Consider the following 10,953-nt stretch of genomic DNA (forward strand, 5'->3'; position numbering starts at 1 on the left):
CCCGGCCGCCCGGGCCCGTTCGGCGTCCCGCCGACGGGCCCGGGCCCCGGCTCACACATCCGCTCTCAGGAAGGAAAGTCCGGTGGCCACCTCCACCACCAAGGCCCTGACCGGCGAGGAGCCGCCGGCCCCGCCCGGCACGACGGGCGGCGCGAAGACCGCCCGCCGGCGCGGCGCATGGCTGCACCGTCTGGACGTCAAGGGCGCCCCGTACGCGTTCGTCGCGCCGTTCTTCGTCGTCTTCGCCGCGTTCAGCTTCTACCCCCTCGTCTACACCTCGTGGATCTCCCTGCACGACGTGGAACTGGCCACCCTCGACGTCATGGAGTGGGTGGCGTTCGACAACTACGTCGAACTCTGGGGCGACTCACGGTTCTGGAACGCGCTGCAGAACACGATCACCATCGGCGTCATCTCCACGGTGCCGCAGCTGATGATGGCGCTCGGCATGGCGCACCTGCTCAACTACCGGATGCGTGCCTCGCTGTTCTTCCGCGTCGCCTCGCTGGTTCCCTACGCCACGTCGGTCGCCGCCGCCGCCCTCGTGTTCACCATGATCTTCGAACGCGACTTCGGCATGATCAACTGGGCACTCGGAACGGTCGGTATCGACCCGGTGGACTGGGAGGCCGACAAGTGGCCCGCCCAGGCCGCGATCTCCACCATCGTCATCTGGCGCTGGACCGGCTACAACGCGCTGCTCTACCTGGCCGCCATGCAGGCCATCCCCGCCGACCGGTACGAGGCGGCCTCCCTCGACGGTGCCTCCCGGTGGAAGCAGTTCACCCATGTCACCATCCCCGGGATCCGCTCCACCATCGTCTTCACCATCGTGCTCTCCACGATCGGCGCCACCCAGCTGTTCGGTGAACCGCTGATCTTCGGACAGGGACCCAACGGCATCACCGGCGGCGCGGACAACCAGTACCAGACGCTGGGGCTCCTGCTGTACGAGGAGGGCTGGAAGAACTACCAGATGGGCCGCTCGGCGACCGTCGCCTGGGCGATGTTCATGCTGCTCGTTCTCGTCTTCGTGGCGCAGCGCCTGATCAAGCGCCTGCGTTCCCGCACGTCCTGACCTGGAGTCGCCATGACCACTCAAAGCCTCCCGGCCCGGACGGACGCCCCGGACCGGACCCCCACCGAGAAAACGGCCGGCCGCGGCGGCCGCCGGCTGCTGCGCCAGCGCGCCGGCCGTCAGCACCACGCGGGCCCGCTCGCCTACGTCCTGCTCGCCGTCATGGCGGTGCTGTCGATCTTCCCGCTGTACTGGACGATGGTGGCCGCCTCCACCGACAACACCCGGGTCAGCCAGACACCGCCGCCGTTCCTGCCCGGCCCGAACCTGTTCAGCAACCTCGCCCGGGCCTGGGACGAGGCGGCGATGGGCAAGGCCATGATCAACAGCCTCATCGTGGCCGGCGTGATCGCCCTGTCCACGGTGATGTTCGCGACGCTGGCCGGGTTCGCCTTCGCCAAACTGCGGTTCAAGGGACGCAACGCCCTGCTGATGCTGGTGATCGGCACCATGATGGTGCCGCCGCAGCTCGCCGTCGTACCGCTGTTCATGATGATGGCCGAGCTGGGCTGGTCGCAGCAGCTGCCCGCCGTCATCTTCCCCACGCTGGTGAGCGCGGTCGGCGTGTTCTTCATGCGGCAGTACCTGTCGGAGGCACTGCCGGACGAACTCGTCGAGGCCGGACGTGTGGACGGGGCGCACTCGCTGCGGATCTTCTGGAGCATCGTGCTGCCCGTCGCGCGGCCCGCGATGGCCGTTCTGTTCATGATCACGTTCGTGCACGCGTGGAACGACTTCTTCTGGCCGTTCGTGGTGCTCGACATGACCAACCCGACGGTCCCCGTCGCCCTCACCCAGCTCAGCGCGGGCTATGTCCGCGACCAGTCGCTGATCATGGCGGGCGCGCTCCTCGGCACGCTGCCGCTGCTGGCGATGTTCATCGTCTTCGGCCGCCAGATCGTCAGCGGCATCATGGCGGGCGCCGTCAAGGGCTGACCCGCCCGAGCCCCGTGCCATACCCCCCACTGCCTGCGAACTCCCTCACCACCGAAAGGACTTACGTGGTCACCGCAGCACAGCAGACCGCGTCCGCCCCGGACGCCGCCCGCACCTTCCCCAAGGGCTTCCTCTGGGGCTCCGCGACCGCCTCCTACCAGATCGAGGGGGCCGCCGCCGAGGACGGACGCACGCCGTCCATCTGGGACACCTACGCCCGCACCCCGGGCCGGGTCCGCAACGGCGACACCGGTGACATCGCCACCGACCACTACCACCGCTGGCGCGAGGACGTCGCCCTCATGGCCGAACTCGGCCTGGGCGCCTACCGGTTCTCCCTGGCCTGGCCCCGGATCCAGCCCACCGGCCGCGGCCCCGCCGTGCAGAAGGGCCTGGACTTCTACCGACGCCTCGTCGACGACCTGCTGGACAAGGGCATCCAGCCCGTCGCCACCCTCTACCACTGGGACCTGCCCCAGGAGCTGGAGGACGCCGGTGGCTGGCCGGAGCGCGCCACGGCCGAACGGTTCGCCGAGTACGCCGCCCTCGCCGCGGACGCCCTCGGTGACCGGGTGAAGACCTGGACCACCCTCAACGAGCCCTGGTGCAGCTCCTTCCTCGGTTACGGCTCCGGCGTGCACGCCCCCGGCCGCACCGACCCGGTCGCCGCGCTGCGCGCCGCCCACCACCTCAACCTGGGCCACGGCCTGGCCGTCCAGGCACTGCGCGACCGCCTCCCCGCCGCCGCCCGGTGCTCGGTCACCCTCAACATCCACCACGTCCGCCCGCTCACCGGCAGCGACGCCGACGCCGACGCGGTCCGCCGGATCGACGCGCTGGCCAACCGGGTCTTCACCGGCCCGATGCTGCAGGGCGCCTACCCGGAGGACCTGTTCAAGGACACGGCGGCACTGACCGACTGGTCCTTCGTACGCGACGGCGACCTCGAGCGGATCCACCAGCCGCTGGACTTCCTCGGCGTCAACTACTACTCGCCCACGGTCGTCTCCGAGGCCGACGGCAGTGGTGCCCACACCTCGGACGGACACGGCAACAGCGCCCACAGCCCCTGGCCGGGCGCCGACCGGGTCGCCTTCCACCAGCCGCCCGGCGACACCACCGCCATGGGCTGGGCCGTCGACCCCACCGGCCTGTACGACCTGCTGCGCCGGCTGTCGTCCGACTTCCCGAAGCTGCCGCTGGTCATCACGGAGAACGGCGCGGCGTTCGACGACTACGCCGATCCCTCCGGCAACGTCAACGACCCCGCCCGGATCGCCTATGTGCGCGGCCACCTGGCCGCCGTCCACCAGGCCATCCTGGACGGCGCGGACGTGCGCGGCTACTTCCTGTGGTCGCTGCTGGACAACTTCGAGTGGGCCCACGGCTACGGCAGGCGCTTCGGCGCCGTCTACGTGGACTACCCGACCGGCACCCGCATCCCCAAGGCCAGCGCCCGCTGGTACTCCGAGGTGGCCCGCACCGGCGTCCTGCCCGGCGCCTGACCGGACGGGTGCGGTGGTGCACGCCACGCCAATGACCACTGCGCCGTGTGCCGAGGACCAAGCGGCCCCCGGTGCGGCACAGCAGGCGGGCGGCACCCCGGCGACGGGGGAGTCCGGTGGCGCCGCCGGAACGGGAGGACCGGTCCACGCACCGGTCCCCCCGAGGCGGCCGGCGCACCGGTCCCCCCGAGGCGGCCGGCGCACCGGTCCCCCCGAGGCAGCCGGCGCCACGATCCGCCGCCGCAGGCTGGAACGCGCCCGCACCGGCCTCGCCGACCCGCGACTGCGGCACCGGACGATCGGCGAGGTCGCCCTCCGCTGGGCTCCCGTCCCCCCGCCGGCTTCAGCCGCACCTTCCGGCGCGCCTACGGAATCTCCCCCAGCGACTTCCGGCACACAGCCCGAACGAAAATTGCGCGCAACGTTTCGCTTGATCGGCCGGGGACGGGTCTCATATCTCTTCGCTGCCAGGGCCGACGGCGTGTGGGACGCTCACCGCACTGGCGCGGTGCGCTTCCGGGAGGCTTCGAAACATTCGGATTCCCCTGGTGCCTCCCGGGCTTCGCCCCACCCTCCTCCGGGCCGCACCCACCGGCCGCGCGAGGCGGCGGACGGCACGCACGGGCGCCGCGTCTCCTGCCCGGCCTCCCGCCGACGCGGCGCCGCACGCCGGGCCGGCGGCCCTTCGGCGGCCGGCCCGGCGTCCTTCACGCCTCCTTGGGCGGAGCCGTGCTCTGCCGCACCACCAGGTGCGTCGCCAGCTCGATGCGCTGGGCGGCCGTGCCGGGGTCGTCCGGGCGGAGCAGCATCCGGGCGGCCTCCTCGGCCATGTGCCGCAGCGGCTGGTGGACCGTGGTGAGCGGCGGGCTCGACCACTGCGCCAGGGGCACGTCGTCGTAGCCGACCACCGACAGATCCTCCGGTACGCGCAGACCCTTGACCCGGGCCGCCTCCAGCACGCCGAGCGCCTGGAGGTCGCTGCCCGCGAAGATCGCCGTGGGCCGGTCGGGACCCTCCAGCAGCTCCATGGCGTGCTCGAAGCCGCCCTGCACATGGAAGTCGCCGAAGCGCGTCAGCCGCGGGTCGGTCTGCACGCCCGCCATCGTCATGGCCGAGCGGTAGCCGTCGAGGCGGGCCAGTGAGCACAGCATGTCCTCGGGCCCGGTGATGATCGCGACCCGCTGGTGCCCCTGGTCGGTGAGGTGGCGGGTGGCGGCGAGACCGCCGGCCCAGTTCGCCGAGCCGACCGAGGGCACGTCCGGGTCGGGGTCGCCCGCCGGGTCGATGACGACGAAGGGGATGGCCGCCGCCCTGAGCCGGCGCTTGACGTCCTCCGGGAGCGTGGAGAAGACCAGTACGACGCCCAGCGGTCTGCGCTGGAGCACGCCCGGGAGCCAGTCCGGCGCGGGCGCGTGCCGGGTGCCGCTCTCGGTGAGCACCACCGTCGCGCGGTTCTCCTTGGCGACGTTCTCCACGCCTCTGATCAGCTCCATCGCCCAGATGCTGTCCAGTTCGTGGAAGACGAGCTCGACGAGCGGGGAGCGGGACGCCGACTGGGCGCGCCTGCGATAGCCGTGGACCTCCAGAAGCCGCTCCACCTTGGCCCGGGTCGCGCGGGAGACATCCGAACGGCCGTTGAGGACCTTCGAAACTGTCGGCATCGAAACACCGGCCTCTTTCGCGACCGCGGCCAGGGTCACTCTGCCGCCCGCCTCGTCGTCATCGTGCATACCCGCAGGATAGGGCACCGTACGTCGATAACGGTTTGGATGAGTACCGTTCCGACCGTTGACCGAAACACGGGTCTGACCTACTGTCCCACGGCATGGACTTTCGGTGATGATGCCGAAACTTTCGAAAGGCGAACGATGAAGACACGTGCGCGCTTGCCCAGACTGGTCGCCTGTGGTGCGACGCTCACCCTCGCACTGAGCCTCTCGGCCTGCGGCGACGGGAACGGCGGGGCGTCGGCGGACGACGGCAAGATCCATGTCCTGGTCTACGGGGACGCCACCAACAAGGTCGAGAAGCAGCTCGTCGACACGTTCAACAAGACGTCCGACGTCAAGGTCGTCCTCGACACCATCCCCGGTGCGGACTACCAGCAGAAGCTGCAGACCATCATCAGCACCCCCCAGGCCCCGGACGTCTTCTTCAACTGGGGCGGCGGCAGCATCAAGCCGTTCGTCAAGGCCGGCCTGCTGATGCCGCTCGACGACTTCATCAAGAAGAACCCGGACCTGGAGAACAAGTTCCTGCCGTCCGTCTTCAACGCCGCCGCCGTCGACGGCAAGCCGTACGGCATCCCGATGCGCGGCACCCAGCCGGTCCTGCTCTTCCACAACAAGGCGGTCCTCGGCAAGGCGGGCGTCGAGCCGCCGAAGACCTGGGACGAACTGCTCGACGCGGTCGGCAAGCTCAAGGACGAGGGCGTCACGCCGATCGCGCTCGGCGGCGGCGACGTCTGGCCGACGCAGATGTGGTTCCAGTACCTCTACGACCGCATCGCCGGACCGGAGCTGTTCGCGAAGGCCGTCGGGGGCGACAAGAGCGCCTGGGAGAGCGCGGACAGCAAGAAGGCCCTGAACATGATCAGGGAGCTCGTCGACGCCGGCGCCTTCGGCAAGAACTACGACTCCGTCAAGTACACCAACGGCGGCTCGGTCCAGCTGGTGGCCTCGGGCAAGGCCGGCTTCGAGCTGATGGGCTCCTGGTACTACTCCCAGCAGGTGACGGACCACCCGGAGTTCGCGGAGAAGGACCTCGGCTACACCGCCTTCCCGACCGTCGAGGGCGGCAAGGGCGACCCGAAGAACGTCGCCGGCAACACCAACAACTACTACTCGGTGATGAAGAAGACCAAGCACCCCGAGGCCGTCGCCGAGTTCCTGAAGCTCATGTACTCCGACGACTTCGTCAAGTCGCAGCTGGACATCGGCAACCTGACGACCACGACCAACACCGACAAGTTCATCGACGGCTCGGCCACCCCCGAGTACTCGCGCTTCCAGTACGACCTGGTCGCCGACTCCCCGTCGTTCCAGCTGTCCTGGGACCAGGCGTACCCGCAGAAGGCCAGCTCGGACATGCACAAGGCCATCCAGCAGTTCTTCAACGGACAGCTCGACACGGACGGCTTCATCAAGGCCATGCAGGCCCTCCCGACCGAGTGACGAACGGCTCATGACGACAAAGATCACGAGCGCCCGGCCCGCCGCCGGACCCCGCAAGGGGTCCCGGCGGCGGCCGCCCGCCTCGTCCGCAACGACGGTGGGCCGCCCCGGCTTCGCCTGGGCGCTGCCCGCCGCAGTGTTCTTCGCCCTCTTCGCGATCACCCCGCTGATCATGGTGGCGGTGCTGTCCTTCATGAGCTGGGACGGGCTCAGCTCGCCCGAGTTCGTCGGCATGGACAACTGGTCGCGCCTGATGGACGACCCGGTGATGCTCAACAGCATCTGGCTGACCCTGCTGCTGACCGTGCTCGGCGTGGCCCTCCAGACCCCGCTGAGCATCCTGCTCGGTGCCTGGGCCGCCGGCCACCAGCGCAACCGGGCCGTACTGTCCGTCATCTACTTCATTCCGCTGCTGCTGTCCGCGACGGCCGTCTCCGTGCTGTGGCGGGCGCTGCTCGACCCGAACTTCGGCATCCCCGCCGACGCCACCTGGCTGTTCGGCGACGGCAACCTCTTCGGTGAACAGGCCACCGCCATCGGGGTCCTGGCGTTCGTCAGCACCTGGCAGTTCACCCCGTTCCACACCCTGATCTACCAGGGCGCCGCCCGCGCGATCCCACAGGTGCTGTACCAGGCCGCGGAGATCGACGGGGCGGGCCGCTACCGGCAGTTCTTCCACATCACCCTGCCGCAGCTGCGCAACGCGATGATCACCTCGATGATCCTGATGATCGTCGGCGGTCTGACCACGTTCGAGACGGTCCTCATCCTGACCCAGGGCGGACCCGGCACCGACACCACCATCAGCGCCTACTACATGTACGACAAGGCGTTCAAGAGCTTCGACTACGGCACCGGCTCCGCGATCGCCCTGGCCCTGGTCGTCGCGTCCACGATCATCTCGCTGATCGTCGTCCGGGTCTCCGGCTACGACAAGATGCGCAGCTCCATGGAGGGTGTGTCATGAGGCGCCGACCGAACTACGTGGCCGGCGCCGGCTCGCTCTTCTGGCTCTTCCTGGTCGGCCTGCCGCTGTACGTGATGCTCGCCGCGACCCTGCGCACCCGCCAGGACTACGCCGAGAACGGCCCGGTCTCCATCCCGGACAGCTTCACCCTGGACAACTACACCCGGGCCTTCGACTCCGGCTTCGGCCAGTACTTCTTCAACACCCTCGTCGTCACCGCCTGCGTGATCGGCATCGTGCTGCTGCTGGTCCCGCCGCTCGCCTACGCGATCGTCCGCAGCCGCGGCCGGACCACGTCGGCGGTCTTCCGGCTGTTCCTGCTCGGCCTCGCCATCCCCGCCCAGGCCGTCATCGTGCCGATGTTCTACCTGATCAGCGAAGCCGGCCTGTACGACAACCTGCTGGGCGTCATCCTGCCCACGGCCGCGTTCTGCCTGCCGATGTCGGCGCTGATCCTCAGCGGCGCGATGCGCGACATCTCCTCGGAGCTGTACGAGGCCATGGCCATGGACGGAGCCACCCCGCGGCGCATGTTCTTCCAGCTCGTGCTGCCGCTGTCCCGCGGCGGACTGTCCACGATCGTGGTCTTCTCCGCGCTCCAGGCGTGGAACGGCTTCCTGTTCCCGCTCGTCCTGACCCAGTCCGACTCCACCAAGGTGGTCACCCTGGGTCTGTACAACTTCCAGACCGCGCACGGCATCGACATCCCCGGTCTGCTGGGGGCCGTGGTGCTGTCCATGGTGCCCATCCTGCTCGTTTACCTGTTCGCCCGTCGCGCCCTGGTCCAGGGTCTGATGGGCGTCGGAGGAAAGTGACTGCCGACGTGGCCGTAGAGACCACCCCCGAAATCCCCCTCTGGAACGACCCCGACCGCTCCGTCGCCGCCAGGGTCGACGCGCTGATCGGCGCGATGACCCTGGACGAGAAGATCGCCCAGCTGTACGGCGTGTGGGTCGGCGCGTCCGCCAACGGCGGCGAAGTGGCCCCGCACCAGCACGACATGGAGGATGCCGTCGACCTCGACGCGCTTCTGCCCACCGGCCTCGGCCAGCTGACCCGCCCCTTCGGCACCGCACCCGTCGACCCGGCGCTCGGCGCGCTCTCCCTGCTGCGCACCCAGTCCCGCATCACCTCGGCGGGCCGCTTCGGCATTCCCGCCGTCGCGCACGAGGAGTGCCTGGCCGGCTTCGCCGCCTGGGGCGCCACCGCCTACCCCGTCCCGCTGTCCTGGGGCGCCACCTTCGACCCGGACGTGGTGCGCCGGATGGCCGCCGCCATCGGCCGCGACATGCGGTCCGTCGGCATCCACCAGGGCCTGGCCCCCGTCCTCGACGTGGTCCGCGACGCCCGCTGGGGCCGGGTGGAGGAGACCATCGGCGAGGACCCCTACCTCGTCGGCACCATCGGCACCGCGTACGTCCAGGGCCTGGAGTCCGCCGGGATCGTCGCCACCCTCAAGCACTTCGTCGGCTACTCGGCCTCCCGCGCCGGACGCAACCTCGCCCCCGCGCCCATGGGCGCCCGTGAACGGGCCGACGTCCTGCTGCCGCCGTTCGAGATGGCGATCCGCGAGGGCGGCGCCCGCTCCGTGATGCACTCCTACACGGACACCGACGGCGTCCCCGCCGCGGCCGACGAGAGCCTGCTGACCGGACTGCTCCGCGACACCTGGGGCTTCGACGGCACCGTCGTCGCCGACTACTTCGGCATCGCCTTCCTCAAGATCCTGCACGGCGTCGCAGGCGACTGGGCCGAGGCCGCGGGCGCCGCGCTCAAGGCGGGCGTCGACGTCGAACTGCCCACCGTCAAGACGTTCGGCGCACCGCTCACCGAGGCCGTCACCGCGGGCCGCGTCCCCGAGGCGCTCATCGACCGCGCCCTGCGCCGTGTGCTCGGCCAGAAGGCGGAGCTCGGCCTGCTCGACCCCGACTGGAGCCCGGTCCCGCCCGCACTCGACGGCGTGGACCTGGACGACCCGGAGGCCCTGCGCGGCAGGATCGACCTGGACCGGCCCGAGAACCGGGAACTGGCCCGCGAGATCGCCGAGAAGGCGGTCGTCCTGCTCACCAACGACGGCACCCTGCCGCTCGCCGCACCCCGCCGCATCGCCCTGGTCGGCCCCAACGCCACCGAGGGCACGGCCGTACTGGGCTGCTACTCCTTCCCCCAGCACGTGGGCGTGCAGCACCCGGACGTCCCGGTCGGCATCGACCTGCCCACCCTGCGCGACACCCTGGCCGCCGAGTTCCCCGACGCGGACATCACGGTCGCCCGCGGTACCGGCGTCGACGACGGGGACCTCTCCGGCATCGGCGAGGCGGTGGACGCTGCCAGGGACGCGGACATCGTCATCGCGGTCCTCGGCGACCGCGCGGGCCTGTTCGGCCGCGGCACCAGCGGCGAGGGCTGCGACGCGGAGTCCCTCGCCCTGCCCGGCGCCCAGCAGCACCTGCTCGACGCGCTGCTCGACTCCGGCACGCCGGTGGTGACCGTCCTGCTCGCCGGCCGGCCGTACGCGCTGGGCCGGGCCGTCGCCGAGTCCGCGGCGATCGTGCAGTCCTTCTTCCCCGGAGTCGCGGGCACCCACGCGATCGCCGGTGTGCTGAGCGGTCGTACCAACCCCTCCGGACGGCTCCCGGTCAGCGTGCCGCGCGGCCCGGGCTCCCAGCCGACCACCTACCTCGGCGCCCGCCTCGCCCAGGTCAGCGAGGTGTCCAACATCGACCCGACCCCGGCGTTCGGCTTCGGCCACGGCCTGACGTACACGGCGTTCGCCTGGAGCGACCTCGCCGTGGACGCCCAGGAGGCGGGTACGGACGGCGAGTTCACCCTCGCCCTCACCGTCCGCAACACCGGCGAACGCTCCGGCACCGAGGTCGTCCAGCTCTATCTGCACGACCCGGTCGCCTCCGTCGTCCAGCCGGTGCAGCGGCTCGTCGGTTACGCCAGGGTGGAGCTGGAGCCGGGGGAGTCCCGCCGCGTCCGCGTCACGGTCCCGGCCGACGTGGCCTCCTTCACCGGCCGCGACGGCCACCGGATCGTCGAACCCGGTGACCTAGAGCTCCGCCTCGCCACGTCGAGCACCGACACCCGCCTGACGGCGGCGGTCACCCTGACCGGCCCGGAACGCCGGCTGGACCACACCCGCCGCTTCCACGCGGCCTTCACCCAGGAGCCGGCTCCGCAGGCGTGACCCGGAACCGACCCCGAACCCGGACGGGCCCGGCCCCCGGGGCGGGGCGGGCCGGCCCGGGTGGGGGGGCCCCGGCGGCCAACCAGCGGGCGCGGGGCACG

At 70.8% G+C, this 10,953-nt stretch carries 8 protein-coding genes; 7 read left to right on the top strand and 1 reads right to left on the bottom strand.

Going from position 1 to position 10,953, the window contains the following annotated elements; genetic code table 11:
• The first annotated feature begins 82 nt into the window (after positions 1-82).
• The 3 genes from ACH4VX_RS12165 (at position 83) to ACH4VX_RS12175 (ending at position 3,519) form a co-directional block, all read left to right on the top strand.
• Positions 83-1,078: a carbohydrate ABC transporter permease gene (locus ACH4VX_RS12165; protein WP_398367285.1), complete on the top strand. Its 996-nt coding sequence runs from the start codon at positions 83-85 to the stop codon at positions 1,076-1,078.
• A 12-nt stretch (positions 1,079-1,090) separates the two neighbouring features.
• Complete coding sequence (locus ACH4VX_RS12170) at positions 1,091-2,014, top strand: carbohydrate ABC transporter permease (protein ID WP_398367286.1); 924 nt, start codon at positions 1,091-1,093, stop codon at positions 2,012-2,014.
• A gap of 65 nt (positions 2,015-2,079) precedes the next feature.
• Positions 2,080-3,519 (top strand): GH1 family beta-glucosidase, encoded by a 1,440-nt coding sequence (locus ACH4VX_RS12175; protein ID WP_398367287.1) that lies wholly within the window; start codon positions 2,080-2,082, stop codon positions 3,517-3,519.
• 707 nt (positions 3,520-4,226) lie between these two features.
• On the opposite strand, the gene ACH4VX_RS12180 is transcribed toward ACH4VX_RS12175, so the two are convergent.
• Positions 4,227-5,180: a LacI family DNA-binding transcriptional regulator gene (locus ACH4VX_RS12180; protein ID WP_398367337.1), complete on the bottom strand. Its 954-nt coding sequence runs from the start codon at positions 5,178-5,180 to the stop codon at positions 4,227-4,229.
• 207 nt (positions 5,181-5,387) lie between these two features.
• Here ACH4VX_RS12180 and ACH4VX_RS12185 point away from each other — a divergent pair, with 207 nt between their 5' ends.
• From ACH4VX_RS12185 to ACH4VX_RS12200, 4 genes are read left to right on the top strand one after another with little or no spacing between them, the layout of a single operon-like run.
• Positions 5,388-6,692 carry an ABC transporter substrate-binding protein gene (locus ACH4VX_RS12185; RefSeq protein WP_398367288.1) on the top strand — a complete coding sequence of 435 codons (1,305 nt, stop codon included), beginning with the start codon at positions 5,388-5,390 and terminating at the stop codon, positions 6,690-6,692.
• A gap of 10 nt (positions 6,693-6,702) precedes the next feature.
• On the top strand, positions 6,703-7,659 hold the full coding sequence (locus ACH4VX_RS12190; protein ID WP_398367289.1) for a carbohydrate ABC transporter permease: 957 nt from the start codon (positions 6,703-6,705) through the stop codon (positions 7,657-7,659).
• Entirely contained in the window at positions 7,656-8,474 is an 819-nt protein-coding gene (locus tag ACH4VX_RS12195; RefSeq protein ID WP_398367291.1) for a carbohydrate ABC transporter permease, read from the top strand. The genes ACH4VX_RS12190 and ACH4VX_RS12195 overlap by 4 nt, the downstream gene beginning before the upstream one ends.
• Positions 8,471-10,852: a glycoside hydrolase family 3 N-terminal domain-containing protein gene (locus ACH4VX_RS12200; RefSeq protein WP_398367292.1), complete on the top strand. Its 2,382-nt coding sequence runs from the start codon at positions 8,471-8,473 to the stop codon at positions 10,850-10,852. The genes ACH4VX_RS12195 and ACH4VX_RS12200 overlap by 4 nt, the downstream gene beginning before the upstream one ends.
• Positions 10,853-10,953: the final 101 nt, after the last annotated feature.

The sequence above is a fragment of the Streptomyces sp. NPDC020731 genome, assembly GCF_044334705.1.
Lineage (GTDB): Bacteria > Actinomycetota > Actinomycetes > Streptomycetales > Streptomycetaceae > Streptomyces.

Coding starts and splice junctions, on each gene's coding strand:
- ACH4VX_RS12170 (WP_398367286.1), top strand. CDS start 1,091: ATGACCACTCAAAGCCTCCCGGCCCGGACGGACGCCCCGGACCGGACC.
- ACH4VX_RS12180 (WP_398367337.1), bottom strand. CDS start 5,180: ATGCCGACAGTTTCGAAGGTCCTCAACGGCCGTTCGGATGTCTCCCGC.
- ACH4VX_RS12185 (WP_398367288.1), top strand. CDS start 5,388: ATGAAGACACGTGCGCGCTTGCCCAGACTGGTCGCCTGTGGTGCGACG.
- ACH4VX_RS12190 (WP_398367289.1), top strand. CDS start 6,703: ATGACGACAAAGATCACGAGCGCCCGGCCCGCCGCCGGACCCCGCAAG.
- ACH4VX_RS12195 (WP_398367291.1), top strand. CDS start 7,656: ATGAGGCGCCGACCGAACTACGTGGCCGGCGCCGGCTCGCTCTTCTGG.